Raw genomic sequence first — 20,775 nt, 5'->3', positions numbered from 1 at the left:
AAGGCTGGCTGATCGTCGGCGGCGACACTCGGCAGGAGCCGATCATGGCCTTTGGGGAAGGGAAGCTTTCGGCCGGGGTCCTGGAAAACAAGGCATTCATGGCGCTGTTTTCCGTGCTCCTCCCCAAGGAGGCATGTCCAGCCGGAATCCTTTGTCCGCTGAAGCATAAGTCATGAGGTCGAAGTAGCCTCATTATCAGGATTTACATATATAATGGTGCCGATGCTTCATTGATGTCTCCAAGATGAATTCCGGATAGGGGGTTCCCCATGTCTCAGCCGTCGGTTCTGAAGTGTGTGCTCTGCGGAAAGGAATACGAGCCCTCCACCGCTCCCTATACCTGCGACCAATGCGGATTGGACGGAACTCTGGATGTCCTGTACGATTACCCTCGTCTGAAGAAGTCCCTTCACCGGGCCTCCCTCGAGGCGGATTCGACGCCGTCCCTATGGAGGTACGGACCCGTTCTGCCCATCATCCAGGATACCTCCATCCCACCGCTGCAGGTGGGGTGGACCCCGCTCTATAAAGCCAGGCGCCTTGCGGAAAGTTATGGAGTGCGGGAGCTCTTCATCAAGGACGACGGCCGCAATCCCACGGGGTCCCTCAAGGACCGTGCCAGCGCGGTCGGCGTCGCCAAGGCGCTCGACCTCGGGCGGGACGTCGTCGCCTGTTCTTCGACGGGAAATGCGGCCAGCTCCCTCTCCGGGTTCGCCGCCGTGACGGGGCTGAAGAGCATGATCTTCGTCCCCGAGCGGGCTCCACAGGCCAAAGTGACGCAGCTCCTGGTCTACGGCGCTTCGGTCCTCCTCGTCAAGGGAGACTACGCCGACGCCTTCCGCCTGGCGACGGCGGCAATCGACAAATTCGGCTGGTACAACCGCAACTGCGCGATCAACCCCTATCTCGTGGAGGGCAAGAAAACCTGCGCTATGGAGATCGCCGAACAGCTCGCCTGGAATGTCCCGGACAAGGTATTCATCTCCGTTGGGGATGGATGCTGCATCGGGGGCCTTTACAAGGGTTTCGGAGACTTGATGGAACTGGGGCTGACCGAAAGGATGCCCCGTATCTTCGGCGTTCAGGCCGAGGGCTCGAAGCCGATCTACGAGGCCTTCAAGGCCGGAGCCGAGAAGGTGACCTTCACCAGGGCCGCGACCCTGGCGGACAGCATTGCCGTGGGCTCCCCCCGAAACTGGGCAAAGGCGCTGCGGGCCGTCCGCAGGACGGATGGAGACATGCTCACGGTGACCGACGAGGAGATCCTGTCCGCCATCCCCGAACTGGCACGCTCCACGGGGGTCTTCGGCGAACCCGCAGGCGCGACGGCCTTTGCCGGGTTCCGCAAGGCGGCCCAATCCGGGGCCTTGAGCAGTGGGGACCGCGTGGCGGTCGTCGTGACCGGGAACGGCCTCAAGGACATCGCCAACGCACAGAAATCGGTGCCCCCGGCATTGTCCGTCGCCCCGGATCTGGCTGAGCTCGAAAGCAAGCTGGGGCTTTAGATTTTGAAAAAAGGCTTTGGCGGAGCCCTGTTTGTTTTCTTCTGCGGTCCGAAGCAGGAGGGAAAACAATGAAATTTGAGTTTTTTGCTGAGTTCTCATGACGATCGAGAGGAAGGTTATACGATGAAGACGGCAAAGGAGTTTCTCGCGGCGACGGATCCTGAGATTTACGAGGTGTATACGGGCGAGCGCCGACGCCAGGAGGAGGGCATCGAGCTGATCGCTTCGGAAAACGTCGTTGCCCCTGCGGTGTTGGCTGCCTTGGGATCGGTCCTGACCAACAAGTACGCGGAGGGCTACCCCGGCGCGCGCTATTACGGAGGCTGCGAGGTCGTCGACGTCGCGGAGAACATCGCGCGCGACCGGGCAAAGGCGATTTTCGGCTGCGATCACGTCAACGTCCAGCCCCATTCCGGCTCGCAGGCCAATATGGCCGTGTACCTCTCCGTCCTGCAGCCCGGAGACACCATCCTGGCCATGAACCTCTCTCACGGCGGACACCTGACCCACGGAGCCCCCGTCAACTTCTCGGGCAGGCTGTACAACTTCGTCTCTTACGGCGTGAGCAGGGAGACCGGTCGCATCGACATGGACGATGTGGAGCGTCAGGCCATGGAGCACAAGCCGAAGATGATCGTCTGCGGCGCCAGCGCTTATCCCCGTGAGATCGACGCCGAAGCCTTCCACAGGATCGCGAAGAAGGTCGGGGCCTATCTGATGTTCGATATCGCCCACATAGCAGGGCTCGTCGCGGCGAAGCTGCATAAGGATCCCGTGCCGTGGTGCGATTTCGTCACGACGACGACCCACAAGACCCTTCGCGGCCCGCGCGGCGGCATGGTGATGTGCAAGGAAGAGTTTGCGAAGGCCCTCGACAAGGCGATCTTTCCGGGAATGCAGGGCGGGCCCCTGATGCACGTCATCGCGGCCAAGGCCGTGGCCCTGAAGCTGGCTGCGGAACCGTCCTTCGCCGTGTATCAGCGGCAGACCCTGGCCAATTCCAAAGCGCTGGCAGAGGCTCTTGTCGGGTACGGGTTCCAGCTGGTGTCCGGAGGAACCGACAATCACCTGATGCTGATAGACCTGCGCAGCAAGAAGCTGACGGGCAAGGCGCTGGAGCACGCACTGAACGAGGCGGGACTGACGGTCAACAAGAATGCCGTCCCCTTCGACACGGAGAAGCCCACGATCACCAGCGGCATCCGCATCGGGACCCCGGCCGTGACGACCCGCGGTTTCAGGGAGCCGGAGATGAAGCGCATCGCGGAGTGGATCGACCGTATCTCGAAAGACGTCGAAAACGAGTCGTTGATAAAAACCGTAAGGGCCGAGGTCCGGGAGCTGTGCGCGAAGTTTCCGGTCTATCCCGATCTGGTATAGCGGGAACCCCGGGAAACAAGGCGGGTTCCATCAGGACGGAGGAGGAACAATATGATCGATCTGACGATGAATCAGGAGAATCTGAAAAATACGGTGGAGCTGGCTAAAAAGCGTAATGTCCTGATCCCGACGTTCAAGCAGATGCGGGATCCCGAAGCCCACACCCCCACCGGCATCAAGGAAAAACTGAAAAAGATCGGGCTTTGGGATGTCGATCCCGCAAACCTCTTCCGAATCACCTGGAAGAACCAGCCCCAGAAGAGCGGCGGGCTCTACGGCAAGGTCAATTACCTCGAGGTTCCGCACGAGATCACCGGGGTACGGGCAAAGATTTTTGCCCTCTGCGGCAAGTGGTTTCCCACAGGTGCCCATAAGGTGGGGGCGAGTTTCGGCTGCCTCGTCCCGCGCCTCGTGACGGGGCAGTTCGACCCGACGCGCCACAAGGCCGTATGGCCCTCCACCGGAAATTATTGCCGCGGAGGAGCCTACAACGCCCAGCTCCTGGGCTGCGAGTCCGTCGCCATCCTTCCCGAGGGGATGAGCAAGGAGCGATTCGACTGGCTCAGGACCGTGGCGGGCGAGATCATCGCCACACCCGGTACGGAGAGCAACGTCAAGGAGATCTACGACAAGGTCGCCGAGATCCGTGCGACGCGCCCCGAGGCGGTCATCTTCAATCAGTTCGACGAGCTGGGCAACCATCTGTGGCACTATACGGTGACCGGACGGGCCATGGAGGAGCTCTTCAACGACGTCAAGGGCGCGAGGGACCGTTTTGCCGGCGTCGTCGTGACGTCCGGGTCCGCCGGAACGACCGCATCGGGCGACTATCTGCGCGAGGTCTTTCCCACCTTCAGGTTCGGAGTGGGGGAGGCGCTCCAGTGTCCGACCCTGCTTCTCAACGGGTTCGGAGATCACCGCATCGAGGGGATCGGCGACAAGCACGTCCCCTGGGTTCACAACGTCAAGAACACCGACGTGGTCTTCGCGATCGACGACAGCGTCTGCATGGCGATGATCCGCATCTGCAACGAGCCGGAAGGGCAAAAGTACCTCAGGAGCATCGGGGTCAAGGAGGCGGACATCGAGCGCCTGAACCTGATGGGCATCTCCGGAGCGGCCAACGTCGCCATGGCGATCAAGATGGCCAAGTACTACGAGATGGACGAGAACGACGTCATCGTCACGGTCTTCACGGACTCCATGGAGATGTACGGTTCCCGCCTGGAGGAGATGACCGCGAAGATGGGCGCCTACACCCAGGTCCAGGCTGCGGTCGATCACAACCGCTACGTCCTCGGGATGGGGATCGACGGCATGGCGGAACTCTCTTATTACGACCGCAAACGCATTCACAACCTGAAGTACTACACATGGGTCGAACAGCAGGGGAAGACATCCGCGGAGCTGAACGCCCAGTGGTACGACCGGGACTATTGGACCAACGTCCACAAGATGGCCGACGTCATCGACGAGAAGATCGACGCCTTCAACCGGATGACGGGGCTGGCCCTCTGATCGGGACGGACCGGGGATCGAGATATTATTCACCATTCATTTAAGGAGAGATTTCGAGTGCAGACATTGTTCAGGGGGAAGCATTTCGTCACGCTTCGGGACTGGAGCCAGGACGAGGTCGAGACGCTGCTGAAGGTCTCGATGCAGCTCAAGATGGACTTTGCTTTGGGGCGGCTTAACGAATCGCTCAAAAACCAGACGATCTTTCTGATGTTCTTCGAACAGTCGACCCGTACCCGCAATTCCATGGAGGCGGGCATCACCCAGCTGGGCGGACACGCACACTTCCTGGACACCAGTACCATGCAGGTCAGCCACGGCGAGTCGGCCAAGGACACCGCCATCATCCTGGGACGGATGGGGCATGCCATCGCCTGCCGGTACTGCAACTGGGGCTACGGCAACAAGTACATCAACGAGATGGCGCAATGGGCCCCGGTCCCGGTGATGAACCTTCAGTGCGACCTCTATCATCCCATGCAGGCCATCGCCGACCTGATGACGATCCAGGAGAAGTTCGGGACGACCAAAAAGCTCAAGGTCTCCATCATCTGGGCCTATGCCGAGAGCCACAAGAAGCCGATTTCCGTGCCCTTGTCCCAGGTGCTGTTCTTCCCGCGCTTCGGGATGGATGTGGTGCTGGCGCACCCCAAGGGTTGGGAGCTTCCCGACTGGGTCATCGCCGAGGCCAGGGCCAATGCGGAGCGCTACGGCGGGAGCGTCACCGTGACGGACGACGAGGCCTATGCCTATAAGGACGCCCATATCGTCATCCCCAAGAACTGGGGCAACTGGGTGACCGACCAGACGGGCCTGACGACGACGGGGGCGGTCAAGGTGGTCGACGACAAACTCATGGCGCACCGCTCCTGGAAGTGCACCGAGGAGAAGATCGCCACGGCGGATCGCGATGTCGTCTACATGCACGCACTGCCGGCGGACCGCAACAACGAGGTTGAGAACTCCGTCATCGACGGGCCGCATTCCATCGTCTACGACGAGGCGGAGAACCGTCTGCATACGGCCAAGGCCGTCATGGCCCTGACCATGGGGGGCCGCGGCCGCGGCTGATCCCCCTCCTTTCCGGACCTCTTACCTTTGAGCCGATCAGGTCAGGCCCGAGCCCCGTCTCGGGCTTGACTTTTTTCCGCTTTTACTGCAAAGTGAACTTGAGCGGGACGGACTTTCCGCGACGCCGCCGGTCGATTGCGCTTCAAGGACATTTTCTCGGATGGAGGATTCTTCGAGACCGTATTGCAGGGAGGTTGATGTTTATGTCGCTCTTCGCTTCGGATAAGAATTTGGCTCTGGAGTTGGTTCGTGGTACGGAGGCTGCGGTCATGGCCAGCGGCCGATGGTTTGGACGGGGCAGCAAGAACGATGTGGACCGCTCCGCCGTCGAGGCCATGCGCTACATGCTCAACAGCGTGAGCATGAAGGGCGTCGTCGTGATCGGCGAGGGGGAGAAGGACGAGGCGCCGATGCTCTTCAACGGGGAGGAACTGGGCCGCGGGGATGGCCCGGAGGTCGACATCGCCGTCGATCCCATCGACGGAACGCGCCTGATGGCCTGCGGCCTGGGCGGCGCCATCAGCGTCGTCGCCGCGGCGGACCGTGGCAGCATGTTCAGTCCCCAGGACCTCTTTTACCTGGACAAGATCGTGACGGGGCCGGAGGCCGCCGACTTCATCGATATCGAAGCGCCGGTCCACGTCAACCTGCGCCGTGTGGCCAAGGCCAAGAACAAGGCGGTCGAGGACGTCACGGTCGTGATGCTGGACCGTCCCCGCAACGACGCGATCCGTGAGGAGGTCTGCAAGCTGGGCGCTCGTATCCGCCTGATCCCCGACGGGGACGTCAGCGGGGCGCTCACCACCTGCTGGAATGAGACGGCCGACCTGCTCCTGGGCTCCGGGGGCTCTCCCGAGGCCGTCATCACGGCCTGTGCGGTCAAGTGCCTGGGGGGCAACATGCAGTGCCGCCCTTACTTCCGCAACGAGGAGGATGAGGCGAAGGGCAAGGCCCGGGGGCTGACGCGGCATACCGTCCTGACGCTCGAGGACCTGGTGAAGGGGGACAACGTCTTCTTCGCCGCGACGGGCGCCTCCGACGGCGATATGCTGAAGGGCGTGAGCTACCAGGGGCAGCGGATCCACACCTCCTCCATATGTATGAGGGGCAAGAGCGGGACGGTGCGCTACATCTCGGCGGTGCACTCCCCGAAGAAGCTCTCCGAGCTGGGCAGCGCCATCGACTACAGCCCCCGGCGCGAGGGCTGAGCGCCCCCTGCCTTGCAGCTCTTCCCCTGATCGAGAGGAATGTCCGTAGCGGGACTCAAGGCTCACGTTCGGAAGGAGGCCTGCACGGCCTGCGGCCGGTGCGGGAAAGTCTGCCCCGTCGGGGCGATGCGGACGCTCCCCGGGAGGGCCGCCGAGGTGGACGAGGCTGCGTGCGTCGGCTGCATGCGTTGTCTCAGGGCCTGCCCCGTGAGGGCGATCAGGGCGGGATGAAAAACCCCGTTTTCCTTTTTGAAATTTCGATGTTTGTCCCTTGGATTTCGGAGGCGGAATCGTCTTGGAGTCCAAGGGACAAAATGGCGCTTTCTCGCTATAATTCTGGATAAAAATTGGAGAAAAAAACGCTTCGCCCCGGCAGGATACGATAAGAATAACGGGGACGGAGTGGGAGGAGTGCGGAGATGCCGGAGAAGGCTTTTGATGTTTTGCAGTCCCGTGGCTATGTGGAATGGTGCAATGCGGAGGACAGGCTGCGCGAGGTCATGGACGAGGGGATGATCACGGCCTACGTCGGATTCGACCCCACGGCGGACAGCCTGCACGTTGGCCACCTGATCCCCCTGATGGCGCTGGCATGGCTCCAGCGTGCGGGACATCGTCCCATCGCGCTGGCCGGAGGCGGCACCGGACTGATCGGCGACCCGTCAGGGAAGAGCAGGGAGCGCAACCTCATCACGGTGGAGGAGGTACGGTGCAACGTGGAGGGAGTGCGCCCCCAGCTGGCGCACTTCCTCGACTTCGACTGCGGAGCGAATTCCGCGCTGCTGCTCAACAACTACGACTGGCTTTCCTCCCACTCGTTTCTGGAGGTCCTTCGGGACGTCGGCAAATATTTCTCCGTCAACAGCCTCATCGCCAGGGAATACGTGCGAAGCCGCCTGGAGGACCCCGAGAAGGGCATCTCCTACACGGAGTTCTCCTACGTCCTGCTCCAGGCCATGGACTTCAGGCACCTGTACGAGGCCCATGGCTGTCGTCTCCAGATGGGCGGCAACGACCAGCAGGGGAATCTACTGGCCGGGTCGGACTATGTCCGGAAATCCATGGGGGGTGAGGTCTTCGGCCTGACCCAGCCGCTCCTGCTGACCGCGTCCGGGACGAAATTCGGCAAGACCGAGGCGGGGGCGGTGTGGCTCGATCCCAGACGGACCAGCCCGTACCGGTTCTACCAATTCTGGTTCAACACGGACGACAGGGACGTGGAGCGCCTCCTCAAGCTCTTCACCTTCCTGCCGCTGGACGAGATTCGGGACCTCATGGAGAGGCATGCGGCCCGGCCGGAGGAGCGGGCGGCCCAGCGCCGTCTGGCCTTGGAGGTGACGCAGCTCGTCCACGGGGAGGGCGCGGCCCTCAGCGTCGTCAAAGCCAGCTCCGTACTCTTCGATGCGGAGTCCGACCTCACGGATCTAACGGAGGAGACCTATGCGGCCCTTCGGGAGGAGGTTCCCTTTGCCGAGGTGAGCCTGGACCTCCCCGCGGCCTTGCTGGACGTACTCACGGTCTGCGGGGCCTTCGAGAGCCGGGGAGAGGCCAAAAGGGCGATCCGACAGGGCGGCGTATCCCTGAACGGGATGCGGGCCTCCGACGAGGGGGCGACCGTGTCCCGGGAGGAGCTCGGAAGGGGCCGTTACCTTTTTGTCCGGATCGGGCGCAAGCGGTTCCATCTGGTCGTCTTCTCGTAGATTCCAGCTCCTGAGGACTCCCCCCAAAAGAGTGTTACGGAGGTACTGATGGTTCCCTGCATTTGGTATGCATCAAAGATCGCCCACCCCTGGGAACGGGCGATGATCGGCAACATGGGGGCCGCGCTGAGGGCCCGCGGCGTCGGCCTGTCCATCTACACGGACGGAGGCACGACGGACTTCTGTCTCGACGGCGTCCTCTCTTGGAGGGCCTTGACGCTTCTGGAACGAATGCGGCTGATCCTCTCCTCGGCAGGCGCTCTCTGGCACCTCTGGGGCAAGGCTCCCCGCTGGTGGGGCCTCGTGAGGGTACGCTCCCGGACCGTGCATACGTCCTGGCTCCCCGATCCCGCATGGAGAGGACATCCCTCCCGCATCTTCACGGAACAGGCCGACGATGGGGAGACCGTCGTCAAGCCGACTTTCGAGTCCCGCCTCGTTCATACGGAGGAGTCCGCCGGCGTTCCGCCCGATGGTTCCCGTGCGGTCTACGTAAAGCTGGCGTCGGCGAGCGCCCCTTTGCGCGAGGCCGTTGCGGCGCTGAACTGTCCGGTCGTGGACCTGGGGATGGGACGCGTCGGTGCGTCGGCGGCCAAGAGCGGTTGCTTCATCTCAGGCGACGGCCCCTCGGAGGCCCTTCACGCCGCCGCCCTGACGATGCAGGGGCTGGCCGTGGTGGGGCCGGACACCCCCTATCTTCACTCCCTCTTGGGCGACGAGGGCTATTTTTCCGTTGGAGAGGACAGGGAAGAAGCCTGGAAGGAGGCCTTAAGCCAGGCTCTTTCCGACCGTGGGCGGGCCCTGGCCATCTCCGCCCGGCACATGATCAAGACCCGCTACTCCGCTTCGGAGAGCGCGGATTCCCTCGAGGCGATGTACCGCTCGGTGCTGGAGGGGAGCGTTTGACCGCTGCATCCTGGATATTGAGACGTTTTCAGGCCTTGGCCGCACCCGGCTGGAGGGCGCGGGCGACAGCCGCCTTCTTCGGGTCCGCGCTCGGTGTCCTTGCCCCCCGTAAGGGACGGATCGAATCCAACCTGAGCCTCGTGTACCCCGATAAGGACCGTGCGTGGAGGGCCCGCATCCGGCACCGGCTTTACGGGCATCTGGCCTGGACCGTAACGGAGCTCATGGTCCTGCAGCGGGACCCCCGGCAGGCCTTGCGCTGGGTCGAGGAGGTCGAGGGACTCCATTGGGTGGAAGAATGCCGGTCGCAGGGCAGGGGCGTCCTTTTTCTGAGTGCGCATTTCGGCAACTGGGAGCTCCTCGCGGCCTGGTACGCGCAGGTGTGCAAACGCGATGGAGGCCCCGGCTTTCATATCGTCTCGCAGGAGATCCATGACCGCGGCATCTCGGATCTGCTCCGGGAGTATCGGGAGCGCTGCGGCATAGGCCTGCTGCCCAAGGATACCTCCACCCTGGAGTTCGTACGCCTCCTGAGGGAGTGCGCACATATTGCCCTTCTTGCGGACATCTCCTGGTTGGGGGGGGTACGGCTGCCCTTCATGGGACACGAATGTACCAATACCACAGGGCCCGCCGTGCTTTCGATTCTGGCCTCCGTCCCCATCGTTCCGGTCGGAATCTACCGCCTGGCTCCCTTCCGACACAGGGTGCGCTTCTTTCCTCCTCTGCCCGTTCCGGAGGAGCGAAACAGGCTCCGCAGGGCGGAATTGCTGACCCTGGAGGTGAACCGTGCTCTGGAGGAGATCATCGCCCCGAGGCCGGAGCTGTGGTTCTGGATGCACAATCGCTGGAAGACATGAACGGTCCCGCCAAGCCCTGCGGCTCGGTGGAATCATGTATAATTTGAGGCGAAAGCGGCTTCAATGAAAAAAAGGCTTTTTTCATTGAAGAAGAGGGCTTTTGAAAAGCCGTTCTCGTCTGTTTTCGGGAATGATTCTCGAATTTATCCGGATTCGTTTTTCTTTTAAGGAGCGACCATGCTACTTCGCAAGGAGTTCACGTTCGATGCGGCGCACAATCTCGTTCAATATCACGGGAAGTGCGAGGCCCTGCACGGGCACACCTATCGTTTGGCCGTCGTTCTCGAGGGAACGCCGGATGCGGAGGGAATGATCCTCGACTTCTGCGAGCTCTCCGCCGCAGTCAGGGAGCGTGTCGTATCACGGCTCGACCACACCTATATCAATGACATCATCCCGCAGCCCACGGCGGAGAACATCTCCCAATGGATATGGGACCAGATAGAGGCTCCGCTCTCCCGGTCCAACTGTCGCCTGCACGAGGTCTGGCTCTGGGAGACGGCGACCAGCTGCGTCGTCCTGAGCGCGTCGGACCGGACCGGCCGGATGGGGGACCGAGGACGGCCATGAAGGACGTGCAGAAGGAAAGGGATCTGCGCAATATCGCGATCGACCGCGTAGGGGTGCGCGACGTCCATTATCCCATCACCGTCATGGACCCGCTGAACGGAACGCAGGCGACCATCGCGTCGGTCTCGATGAGCGTTTTGCTTCCCCACGAGTATCGGGGAACCCACATGAGCCGCTTCATCGAAACCCTGGAGGAGTACAAGGGTAAGGTCTCGCTGACGACCCTCAGGGTGCTGGCCGAGCATCTCTGCTCGAAGCTGGATGCCTCGGAGGCCTCCATAAAGTTCGATTTTCCCTATTTCGTCCGTAAGAAGGCCCCCGTCTCCGGCATCGAGAGCTTCATGCGATACGAGGCCAGTCTGGAGGGGATCAGCCGCGGCAGCGAATTCGACATGAAGGTCGGAGTCGGCGTCCCCGTGCAGACGCTCTGCCCCTGTTCGAAGGAGATCTCGAGGATGGGGGCGCACAATCAGCGTGCCTTCGTCCGCCTGAAGGTCCGCAGCTCCGGTCTCGTCTGGTTCGAGGAGCTGATCCGCGCGGTCGAGGACGCTTCCTCGACCCCGCTCTATACCCTTCTGAAGCGGGAGGACGAGAAGTTCGTGACCGAGCGGGCCTACGAAACGCCCCGTTTTGTCGAGGACCTCGCGCGGGAGCTCACCATGGCCCTCGACCGGGACGACCGGATCGTCTGGTACGATATATCGGTTACCAGCGCAGAGAGCATTCACCGCCACGATGCCTTCGCCGAGCTGGTTCGGGACAAGAGGAGCTGAGGAGGCCATGGAGCCGGAGGGCAGAAATGCGGAAGGGGGAAACGGGCTCTTCGGACGGCTGGTCTACTATGCGGCCTTTCTGCTGATCTTCGTCGGGGTGGGCAAAGTTTACCTCATCTGGCTCGAAAACTATCGGCTGCTTCACCCTGAAATCATCGAGGCCTTCGCCGTCGGCTATATCGAGGAGCAGCCATTGAATGGGATTCTGCTGTGGGACGAACAGCTCGTCTACGCCCCCAGGGATGGTGTCCTCACGTACCTCTCCCCGCTTCCCCGAAGGGTATCGAAGGGGGAGGTCGTGGCGGCCCTGGACGGAGCAGCCGTGAAGGTCCCCGCTCCGGGCTATTTTTTCCCGGCGCTGGACGGACAGGAGGGGCATTGGGTCTACTCGCGTCTTTGGCCGGAGTTTGCACCGTTTCCTTTTTTCAGGTCGGCCGTCCTTTTGGAGAACGGGACCCAGCTGCGGAAGGGGGCGCCGATCGGCAAGCTCGTGCCCCAACCGCAATTTCTGCGCTGTATCGCTTATCTCGACAACAGTCCGTCCATTGCGCTCAGCCTGCGGCGGAAGAAAGCCTCGTTAAGGATTCGCCTCGACCCGGAGGGGAAGGAGCGGGAAGCGGAGATCGTCGCAGTGAAGTCTTCCGGACAGAAAATAAAGGTTTGCCTGCGTCTGCCTTTTTTCCCTGCCTCCGTCCTGCATTCCCGTGCCTTCTCCTGCCGCGTCATCGCCGGGGATCTCCAGGGCGTGATGCTTCCGGATACGGCGGTCGTGACCCGAGACGGTAGAAATGTGGTCTTTCTCGTGCAGGGAAGCCGGGTTTTATCGCAGGACGTCGAGGGGTTTCCCGCCGACAACGGACATTTTTTCATCACCAGGGGCGTGGCGCCCGGGAACAAATTGATCCTGCATGCCGACAAGAACCTGTCCGGCGTCATCAGGCTCTGGTAGAAGGAGGGCAAGCATGTCTCTCGAGGAGAGGATTTCCGCGATAAGGGAAAGGATAGCCCGCTGCGCCGAACATACCGGAAGGAAGGGGTCCGACGTTCGGCTCGTAGGTGTGACCAAGACAAGAACCGTGGCGGAGATGCGAGAAGCGGCTCCCTTGATCGATGCCATCGGCGAGAACCGCGTTCAGGAGGCCCTCTTGAAGAAACAGGAATGGGGCGGGGAGGGAGGCCCGGAATGGCGCCTGATCGGCCACCTCCAGAAAAATAAGGCTCGTCGCGCCGTCGAAATGTTCGACAGCGTGGATTCGGTGGACTCCATAGGGATCGCTTCGACCCTGGATCGTATCGCCATGGAGCTCGACCGCTCCCTTCCGGTGCTGATCGAGGTCAACACGGCCGGGGAGGCGAGCAAGACGGGGATCGAGCCCGGCGAGTTTCCGAAGCTCCTGGATCATGTCCTGAACTCACCGCGCCTGAACCTTCAGGGATTGATGACGATCGGCCCGCTGACGGACGACGAAGCGCAGGTCAGGAGGGCCTTTGCCTCCCTGAGGGAGCTTTCGGACCGGGCCCGTTCCTCCTCCGGCCGGGAACTGCCAGTTCTCTCCATGGGGATGAGCGGGGACTTCGAGTGGGGGATCCTGGAGGGCAGCACGATGGTTCGCATCGGGACGGCACTTTTTGGGCCCCGTTAACCTTTTTGTGATTTTTTTGCCAATACATGTTATAGTTTAGGGCGGAAGCAACGAACAGAAGGTTGCATCCTGTTCGAGGAGGAGTAGACTGGTGAGGAAACTGATGCAGATCTTGGGATTCTACGGTGACGACGACTACGACGAATCCGAGGAACATTACGGCGAGAAGCCCCAACCCGCCAAAAAGTCGTCTCAGGCATGGCGGCGGGATGAGGCTCGGTCCGGTCAGGGTCCATTGAGGATGGTCTTCTTCAAGGGGGTCCCCTCCGAGGAGATCAAGCTCAAGCTCAGGGATGCCCTGCTGGACGGGGTGATGATCCTTCTGGATCTTCACGATCTGGATCCTCAGAGCTTCGAGAAGGAGGGGCGTCCCTTCATCAATTTTATGGGAGGAGTGGCCTTCGCCCATAAGGGCCGTATGGAGTACATCGAGCCTGCGCTTTACGTCGTTACACCGCATGAAGGTATGTTTGAGGAATGGGCTGAGGAGGAACTTGGGAATGCCGGATCTTTTGACCGCCAAGGACGTTGAGGTAAGGGCCTTTAAAAAAGTTTCCTTTGGAGGCTATGCCATTCCGGAGGTTGAAGAGTTTCTGAATCAGGTTGCGGACGATATCGAGACTTACGCTTTACGCCTGGAGGAGAGTGAACGGCGCATCCAGGAGCTCGAGGATCTCGTTCAGAAGCAGGAGTCCATGACGGACATGATCAAGGACGCACTGATTCAGGCTCGCAAGAGCGCGAAGGAGATGGAGGAGGCAGCCCGTTTGCAGACGGAGGAGATCCTCACTCAGGCTCGCCAGGAGGCCGAAACGCGTATCGCCGAGGCCAACTCCAAGCTGGGGGAGATCGACCTCCAGGCGCAGTCTCGCCTGGAGGAGGCGGAGAAATCGGCCGAGCAGGTCCTCTCCAACGCGCGTGCGGCGGCTTCGAACATGCTTCAGGAAACCCAGCAGATGCGGGAAAGCTTGGAACAGGAGATCGATCAGCGTAAGAAAGAGGTCTCCGAAGAAACCGAGAAGATACTCTCCGAGGCTCGCGCGGCCGCTTCCGTCATTCTTCAGGAAGCCCAGCAGCAGAGCGAGACCTTGGCGCGGGAGAGAGAACGGGACCTGACCGAGGCATCCGAACAGGTTGAGAGAATGCTTGCCAGGGGGCGGGAAAAGGCCTCCGATCTCCTCCAGGAGACCCGGCAAAAATGTGACAGCCTGCAGCAGGACGCCGAGCGACGCAAGGCCGAGATCTCGGAGGAAGTGGAGGAGATCAGGGAACAGCTGCATTTTCTGAACCTTCAAAAGCAGCAGTTCTTGAGGGCCGCCGTTTCCATGTTGATTGACTTCGGGCAGGTTGTGGACAAGGCCCAACAGGAATTCGAGCTGGAGATGGCCGGAAAAATGGAGGACCTCGAGGCAGAAGATTCAACGAATTCAACGGATTCGAAAGAAGATGCTCCGGCCGAGGAGGTCGTGGACCAATCGGAATCCTCTTCCGAGGCTGAGGCCGACCCCATCAATGCCCTGGCGGTCGGCGGGGAAGGGGACGTTGCGTAAGGTGGGGGCGTTTCCTGCCGAAAGTGTGTGCGTTTTTGCCGAACGTCGGGTGGAGGTAGCTCCCATCGTCGTAAAATGAGCGTTCTGGCATCCTCAATTCGTTTCCTCCGCGGAGTGGGGGAGAAACGGGCTCAAGCGTTCGCTCGCTTGGGCATTTTTGTTGTGGAGGATCTGCTTTTTTTCTTTCCTCGACGCTACGAGGACCGGCGTGCGCTGACCCCGCTCGGCGATCTTCAGCCCGATACCTTCTCCGCGGTCGTCGCGGAGGTTGCCGCCTCGCCCGCAGGGCCTGCCGGGTATCGTTTCGGACCGCTTTCCATATCGTTGACCGACGGGGTCCACACCGTAAGGGCCGTGTGGTTCAACAACCCTCGGCTGGGGTCCCGGTTCAGGCCCGGAATGAGGCTGGCCCTGTACGGAAGGGTGGAGTATCGCGGCGGCCTCCAGCTGACCAATCCGGAATTCGAGGTCCTGGAGGGAGACGGAACCGCTTCGGTGGGGCGGATCGTCCCCGTCTACCCTCTTGCGGCCCCCCTGTCCCAGAGGTGGACGAGGCGCTTGGTCGGCACCGTGTTGGAATCATATGGGGGGGAACTGACGGATTTTCTTCCCGACTCGCTCCGGAGACGCCACGGAATGAAGGCCCTGCCGGCTGCCGTTCGGGAACTTCATTGCCCGAAGGACAGGAATTCCTGGCTGAGGGCCAGGAATCGTCTGGCCTTCGACGAGCTTTTTCTGCTTCAGATCGGGCTCCTGCTGCGCCGCAGAACGTATGCGGCCTCCGGACACGCCGTCCCCATTAGGCCAGGCCGAAAATTTCAGGCCCTTATGGGCCCCGCTCTTCCCTTCGAGCCGACCGGCGCGCAGCGGCGTGCCGTCGCCGAGATACTCGGGGACATGAACTCCAGGACGCCCATGAACCGCCTGCTTCAGGGGGATGTGGGATCGGGAAAGACCTTCGTGGCATCGGCGGCGATTCTGGCGGCGGCCGACTCCGGGGTCCAGTCGGTATTCATGGCGCCGACCGAGATTCTGGCTCAGCAGCACTATTTCAACCTCAAGGAAATGCTGGGGTCTCAGGGCATCGAGACCGTGCTCCTGACGGGAGGGCAGAGGGCCGCGGAGCGGAGGAGCGCGGCGGAGGCGATCCGGAACGGGGGCGCTCAGGTGGTCGTCGGTACGCACGCCGTCTTTGGGGACGAGGTGCGCTTCGCCAGGCTGGGACTGGTGATCGTGGACGAACAGCATCGTTTCGGCGTGCTGCAGAAAAATTCCCTGATCGCGAAAGCCTCCGCGCCGCATGTCCTGGTCATGACCGCCACGCCGATACCCCGGACTTTGGTGCTCTCGATCTACGGGGACCTGGAGGTCTCCATCCTGGACGAGCTCCCCCCCGGGCGCGCGCCGATCAAGACCATCCGCATGAGTGCGGGGATGGAGAAAACGCTTCTGGACCTGGTCCGAGAAGAGATCCGCCGGGGAAGGCAGGTCTACTGGGTCTGTCCCCTCATCGAGGACGAGGAGCAGGGAGAACCCCGCGCGGTCGTCTCCCGCTTCGGCCGCCTCTCGAGTGCGCTTCCCGAAGTGCGGATCGCCATGCTGCACGGCCGCCTCCCCATGGGGGAGAAGGAGAGTATCATGAGAAGTTTCTCCGAGGGCAAGACGGACCTGCTCGTGGCGACGGCGGTCATCGAGGTGGGACTGGACGTCCCGAACGCCACCGTCATGATCGTCGAGGACGCAGGGCGTTTTGGACTGGCCCAGCTGCACCAGCTCCGGGGGCGCGTCGGCCGGGGACGCGCGGACAGCGCCTGTATTCTGCTGGAGGGAAGGGAAACCTCTCCTGAGGGGAGCGGGCGCATCGAGACGATGCTCAGGATCTCGAGCGGCTTCGACCTCGCCGAGGAGGATTTGAAGCAAAGAGGCCCCGGTGAGGTCTGCGGGATCCGCCAGCACGGAGTCACCGACTTTCGCGTGGCCGATCTCGTTCGGGACCGGAGGCTTCTGAGCCTGGCGAGGGACGAGGCAAGAAGACTCCTCGAGACGGACCCTCAGCTCGAGAGCGCGCCCCTTCTGCGGGAGGAACTGGACAAAAGGCTTGGAAAGACCCTGAAGCTTGCCGGGACGGCGTGAGAAGCATTATCGCATCTTCGGCATCCTTTAGGGTGCCTCCTCGTCTCACGACTTGGCCCCGCCATCGTCAATCCTTTGGCCTGACGCAGTTCCCTTGTCCTCGTCACAGCCCACCTCCCTTCCATGCCCTATTTTACCGTACTCTGTCGTATAATGAGACGCAGGCACAAAAAAGAGCCGCTTCCGTCGAGGTCAGCAGCTCTTGCACATAAAGGAAGGAGCCCCCGACAGCGACGATGGGAAAAGGAGACCCCAAGATGAGGCCACCACTCGTAACGACATACGACTCCGGGAAAGGGTTGGGGGAAAACGCCGAGTATAGCCTGCAAGAGAGGAAATATGGCGCGCCTGGGGCGATTCGAACGCCCGGCCTACGGCTCCGGAGGCCGTCACTCTATCCACTGAGCTACAGGCGCGCATGGGATTTAAGCACCGAGATACTATACCATATTTTATGAAAAAATGAAGGGATGCTTATATTTCCGGCAAAGGCCGTCTCTCCTGCGGGGAAGCCGCTAGCCGCATTTCGGGACAATTTTTTCTTTTGTGAAGGAGGCTTTACAGGTTGATCCAGATCGTTCTGGCGGACGACCATAAGCTGTTCCGCGATGGTCTGCGCAAAATTCTGGAGTTGGATCCGGACGTCAAGGTCGTCGGGGAAGCGTCGAACGGAGAGGAAGCGCTTCAGCTGCTTCAGGAACGTAGCCCCGACATCATCCTCTTCGATATCAACATGCCTCGGATGGACGGGATACAGCTGGCCCGCGAGATCAACAGCCGTAAACTGAAGGTCGCCACCATCGCCGTCAGTGCCTACGACGATGAGGATTGTCTGGCGACATTGTCGGCGGAGGGCGTCATGGGGTTCGTCCTCAAGTCCTCCGGCAGAACGGAGCTGATTGCGGCAATACGTGCCACCTATCAGCACGAGTCCTATGTCGATCCCCGAGTCGCGGGCAAGCTGATGACCAGCTTCGCCAAGCGCAAGAACGAGAACGACCTCCTGGGAGAGCTCTCGCCCAGAGAGAAGGTGGTCCTCTACTGGTTGGCCCAGGGCTACAGCAATATCGAGGTGGCCGAAAAGACCGTGCTGTCCGAGAAGACGGTCAAGAATCACGTCAGCCACATGCTGAAGAAGCTGGAGCTCAGGGACCGCACCCAGGCCGCGATTCTCGCGTGGAAGGTCGGGTTCGCCCAAATGAGCCCCGAGGCCATGGGATGTCTCGTCGGTGAGGAGCCCCAGCCGGACCAGTAAAGGATTTCCTCAATCCCATAACCATAAGCCTTTCAATGAGGGGAGGTCTCGGCACGCACCTCTCCGCTCCTCGGATGCGGGGGACAGAGGAACGGGAAACAGTTCCGAAAGGCCTCCTGAACCAGGCTTTGGGCAACCTTCTCGAACTTTCGATAAGCCTCCAGAAGGGCCTTCCCCTCGGAGGTGAGGGAGGAACTGCCCCCATTCCTGCCGCCCTGCCGACGAAGGATCAGGGGAGCACCCCATTCCTCCTCCATATCGCAAAGGATCTTCCAGCCTTTGCTGTAGGACATCCCCATCCGCTGACAGGCCAGACGCACGGATTGCGCCTCCTCGATGAGGGAGAGCAACTCGGAGGCCCCCGGACCGAAAAAAGGCTTCTTCCGGACCAGACGGAGCCGCAATTCAGGGAAGATCGCGGTCTGAGGGGGGTCAAACGCCCTTTGGGAGGGAAGCACCGCCCCCTTATCCTCGACCTCCAGCCCCGTACAGGAAAGGCCGCTGCCGTTCAGAATTTCGTTCAGCCCGAAATGCTCCTCACTCTCGTCCTTGTTTTTCTTCAGGATCTGGGGAATCAGGCTGGAGAAAAGCCGGATCGGATAGCCCTCTCTGCCGCCGCACACCGGCCGGAGCAAAGGAGCGTCGGGCTCGAGGAGCGCAGCGACGGTCTCCGTGGAGAAAAAAGGATAATCCAGGCTGGAGACCAGGATACGGCTGCATTTATCTTGAAGGTAGACGAGTCCCGTACCGAGAAGCGTGAGGACGGCGGCGCCGGAATCCGGAGCGATACAGAGGACGCTCATGCGAGCCACATGTTTTTGCAGCGCCTCCAGGCAGTCCGGAGGCGTAACCAGCACGATGAGGTCCATTCCTGCCCGAATCAACGTCCTAACCACACGATGTACAGGCGACGGCCGACTGCCCCGTCCCCGGGCCGGCCCACCTGGAAACTCCAATCTCTCCACAATCAGCAACGCTCCAGTTCCCATCCTTTTTCCCTCTCCATCTCCCGTAAGAAACCGTCAGCCCTTTCAGGACATTCATTTCTGGAATGATAGAGCAAAAAAAGGTGCCCGTCAATTTTGCAGACGGCTTTTGCAGGACGGATAATCCGCCCCTGGCCCCATTTCGGAGAAGCGTCGGAGGCATTCCCATAGGTGTTCCGCAACTTCTTGCGCGGAGATGCGCCTTTTCGTTCTCTTTGGCGCTTCCCTCAAGTTTTGTTGCTAAAGCAATGGATTCTCCCGGATGGGTGCCGTATCCTCTCATTGTCCACAGGAAAGGGACAGTGCTTTTGCAAAGAGGGGGAAAATGCGAAAATGATTCGAAAGATCATCAAAATCGACGAGGATAAGTGCAACGGCTGCGGGCTCTGCGCCGATGCCTGTCATGAAAACGCCATCGCCATCGTGGACGGCAAGGCCAGGCTGATTCGGGACGATTATTGCGACGGACTGGGGAATTGCCTGCCGGCCTGTCCGACCGAGGCGATCTCCTTCGAGGAGCGCGAGGCGGCGCCCTACGACGACGCCGCGGTCAAGGCCCGACAGGAAGAGCTGCGCCGCGAGGCAGGCCACAGGGAAGATAAAAAAGGCGGGGTTGCGGAGTTGTTCAAAATGCCTATTGGGGGCTGCCCCGGCAGCCGGATGAGGGATATCCTTCGGGACAGGGGAAACAGGGAGGAGAATAAACCGAAGGAAGAGAAGAGGGAGGACGGTCCCGCTGCCTCCGCGGACAGCGAGCTGGCGCAGTGGCCGGTTCAGATCAAGCTCATCCCCGTCGACGCTCCCTGTTTTGCGGGAGCCCACCTTTTGATCGCGGCGGACTGCACGGCCTTTGCATGCGGCGATTTCCATCGCCGCTTTATGAGGAAGCGCGTAACTCTGATCGGCTGCCCGAAGCTGGACGAGGGGAATTATGCCGAGAAGCTCACGGAGATATTGAGGCAAAACGATATCAAGAGCGTGATGGTTGTACGCATGGAGGTACCCTGCTGCGGCGGGATCGAAAATGCCGTCAAGCAGGCGCTGGCTGCCAGCGGGAAGATGATCCCCTGGCGTGTCGTGGTGGTTACCGTCGATGGACGGGTTCTCGAAGATCAGGAGCTCTAGGGAAGCGCTGATTTCCATATTTCTCCAAGAGTGAATACGTGATGGCTGAACGACGACAAAGCCGAGCGATTGCTCTTGACTTTTCGACTTTCCCTGATAAAATTAGCTTTCGTTGAATGAATAATGTTGGGGAATGGTGCAACGGCAGCACGCCTGACTCTGGATCAGGTAATCGGGGTTCGAATCCCTGTTCCCCAGCCACTTTTAATCAAAAAAGATGAATTTGAACTCCTGCTTTAGGCCGTCAAGGTTCAACGTCGGCGAAAGCGGGAGTTTTTATTTTTCGGTTGAAGTATATTGACATAGTTACACGATAAAGATTGACGGTGCCCCTGCGCACGGGGATAGGGGATCCGAACGATTGCCAATGCCTTGAATCGAAGTCCCTCGACGGTCGGCAGGGTAGGGTGGCCCCTGCCGCGAGTGCGGCACCGAGAGGCCTTGAGGAGGCACCCCGTCATTTTCCAAGGTGTGAAGGCGAGCCCACCGGGACTGCTTTCCCCTTCGCTTCATATCGCTGCGGATTTTTTGGGGGGACCCAAATCCGCAGGCAAGAGAATTGCAGGACAATCCGATGAAGCCGGCAGGGGAA

19 protein-coding genes and 2 tRNA genes are annotated in these 20,775 nt (G+C 61.0%); 19 read left to right on the top strand and 2 right to left on the bottom strand.

The features are described from left to right. Positions 1-269: 269 nt before the first annotated feature. The 16 genes from ABLA28_RS05095 to recG all read left to right on the top strand — a co-directional run bounded on the left by ABLA28_RS05095 (position 270) and on the right by recG (position 16,817). A complete protein-coding gene (locus ABLA28_RS05095; protein WP_347712764.1) occupies positions 270-1,505 on the top strand; it encodes a threonine synthase in 1,236 nt (411 codons plus the stop codon). Between the two features lie 123 nt (positions 1,506-1,628). Beyond that, positions 1,629-2,885 (top strand): serine hydroxymethyltransferase, encoded by a 1,257-nt coding sequence (gene glyA / locus ABLA28_RS05090; protein ID WP_299301779.1) that lies wholly within the window; start codon positions 1,629-1,631, stop codon positions 2,883-2,885. A gap of 51 nt (positions 2,886-2,936) precedes the next feature. Further along, positions 2,937-4,403, top strand: a complete 1,467-nt coding sequence (locus ABLA28_RS05085) for a pyridoxal-phosphate dependent enzyme (RefSeq protein WP_347712763.1) — start codon at positions 2,937-2,939, stop codon at positions 4,401-4,403. Between the two features lie 57 nt (positions 4,404-4,460). Further along, positions 4,461-5,474 (top strand): ornithine carbamoyltransferase, encoded by a 1,014-nt coding sequence (locus ABLA28_RS05080; protein WP_299301773.1) that lies wholly within the window; start codon positions 4,461-4,463, stop codon positions 5,472-5,474. A gap of 203 nt (positions 5,475-5,677) precedes the next feature. Next, entirely contained in the window at positions 5,678-6,682 is a 1,005-nt protein-coding gene (glpX, locus tag ABLA28_RS05075; protein WP_299301771.1) for a class II fructose-bisphosphatase, read from the top strand. A 39-nt stretch (positions 6,683-6,721) separates the two neighbouring features. After that, on the top strand, positions 6,722-6,913 hold the full coding sequence (locus ABLA28_RS05070; protein WP_347712762.1) for a 4Fe-4S binding protein: 192 nt from the start codon (positions 6,722-6,724) through the stop codon (positions 6,911-6,913). A 188-nt stretch (positions 6,914-7,101) separates the two neighbouring features. Continuing rightward, positions 7,102-8,382, top strand: coding sequence for a tyrosine--tRNA ligase (tyrS, locus tag ABLA28_RS05065; RefSeq protein WP_347712761.1), 1,281 nt, complete (start codon positions 7,102-7,104; stop codon positions 8,380-8,382). Positions 8,383-8,430: 48 nt separating this feature from the next. After that, positions 8,431-9,288 (top strand): hypothetical protein, encoded by an 858-nt coding sequence (locus ABLA28_RS05060; RefSeq protein ID WP_347712760.1) that lies wholly within the window; start codon positions 8,431-8,433, stop codon positions 9,286-9,288. Continuing rightward, positions 9,285-10,148, top strand: a complete 864-nt coding sequence (locus ABLA28_RS05055) for a lysophospholipid acyltransferase family protein (protein ID WP_347712759.1) — start codon at positions 9,285-9,287, stop codon at positions 10,146-10,148. Before ABLA28_RS05060 ends, ABLA28_RS05055 begins: the two co-directional genes overlap by 4 nt. Before the next feature lie 177 nt (positions 10,149-10,325). Beyond that, positions 10,326-10,718 carry a 6-carboxytetrahydropterin synthase QueD gene (queD, locus tag ABLA28_RS05050; protein ID WP_299301756.1) on the top strand — a complete coding sequence of 131 codons (393 nt, stop codon included), beginning with the start codon at positions 10,326-10,328 and terminating at the stop codon, positions 10,716-10,718. Continuing rightward, a complete protein-coding gene (gene folE2 / locus ABLA28_RS05045; protein WP_347712758.1) occupies positions 10,715-11,491 on the top strand; it encodes a GTP cyclohydrolase FolE2 in 777 nt (258 codons plus the stop codon). Before queD ends, folE2 begins: the two co-directional genes overlap by 4 nt. 7 nt (positions 11,492-11,498) lie before the next feature. After that, positions 11,499-12,440, top strand: a complete 942-nt coding sequence (locus ABLA28_RS05040) for a hypothetical protein (protein WP_347712757.1) — start codon at positions 11,499-11,501, stop codon at positions 12,438-12,440. 13 nt (positions 12,441-12,453) lie between these two features. Continuing rightward, positions 12,454-13,134: a YggS family pyridoxal phosphate-dependent enzyme gene (locus tag ABLA28_RS05035; protein ID WP_347712756.1), complete on the top strand. Its 681-nt coding sequence runs from the start codon at positions 12,454-12,456 to the stop codon at positions 13,132-13,134. Positions 13,135-13,225: 91 nt separating this feature from the next. Continuing rightward, on the top strand, positions 13,226-13,666 hold the full coding sequence (gene sepF / locus ABLA28_RS05030) for a cell division protein SepF (RefSeq protein WP_299301744.1): 441 nt from the start codon (positions 13,226-13,228) through the stop codon (positions 13,664-13,666). Next, on the top strand, positions 13,635-14,684 hold the full coding sequence (locus ABLA28_RS05025) for a DivIVA domain-containing protein (RefSeq protein ID WP_347712755.1): 1,050 nt from the start codon (positions 13,635-13,637) through the stop codon (positions 14,682-14,684). The genes sepF and ABLA28_RS05025 overlap by 32 nt, the downstream gene beginning before the upstream one ends. A 75-nt stretch (positions 14,685-14,759) precedes the next feature. Continuing rightward, positions 14,760-16,817, top strand: coding sequence for an ATP-dependent DNA helicase RecG (gene recG, locus ABLA28_RS05020; protein WP_347712754.1), 2,058 nt, complete (start codon positions 14,760-14,762; stop codon positions 16,815-16,817). 340 nt (positions 16,818-17,157) lie between these two features. Here recG and ABLA28_RS05015 read toward each other — a convergent pair. Beyond that, positions 17,158-17,233: transfer RNA gene (locus ABLA28_RS05015), tRNA-Arg, on the bottom strand. Between the two features lie 149 nt (positions 17,234-17,382). Between ABLA28_RS05015 and ABLA28_RS05010 the strand changes: the two genes are divergently transcribed. Then, positions 17,383-18,072: a response regulator transcription factor gene (locus tag ABLA28_RS05010; RefSeq protein WP_347712753.1), complete on the top strand. Its 690-nt coding sequence runs from the start codon at positions 17,383-17,385 to the stop codon at positions 18,070-18,072. Positions 18,073-18,104: 32 nt separating this feature from the next. Here the strand turns inward: ABLA28_RS05010 and ABLA28_RS05005 are convergent, their stop codons facing one another. Further along, positions 18,105-19,061, bottom strand: coding sequence for an NTP transferase domain-containing protein (locus tag ABLA28_RS05005; RefSeq protein ID WP_347712752.1), 957 nt, complete (start codon positions 19,059-19,061; stop codon positions 18,105-18,107). A 330-nt stretch (positions 19,062-19,391) separates the two neighbouring features. Between ABLA28_RS05005 and ABLA28_RS05000 the strand changes: the two genes are divergently transcribed. Continuing rightward, entirely contained in the window at positions 19,392-20,183 is a 792-nt protein-coding gene (locus ABLA28_RS05000; protein ID WP_347712751.1) for a 4Fe-4S binding protein, read from the top strand. A gap of 127 nt (positions 20,184-20,310) precedes the next feature. Then, positions 20,311-20,384, top strand: a tRNA-Gln gene (locus tag ABLA28_RS04995). Positions 20,385-20,775: the final 391 nt, after the last annotated feature.

It is taken from the genome of uncultured Fretibacterium sp., from assembly GCF_963544685.1.
GTDB lineage: Bacteria > Synergistota > Synergistia > Synergistales > Aminobacteriaceae > CAJPSE01.
Note: the sequence above shows the minus strand (reverse complement) of the source record. Positions and strands in the feature narration are given on the sequence as shown.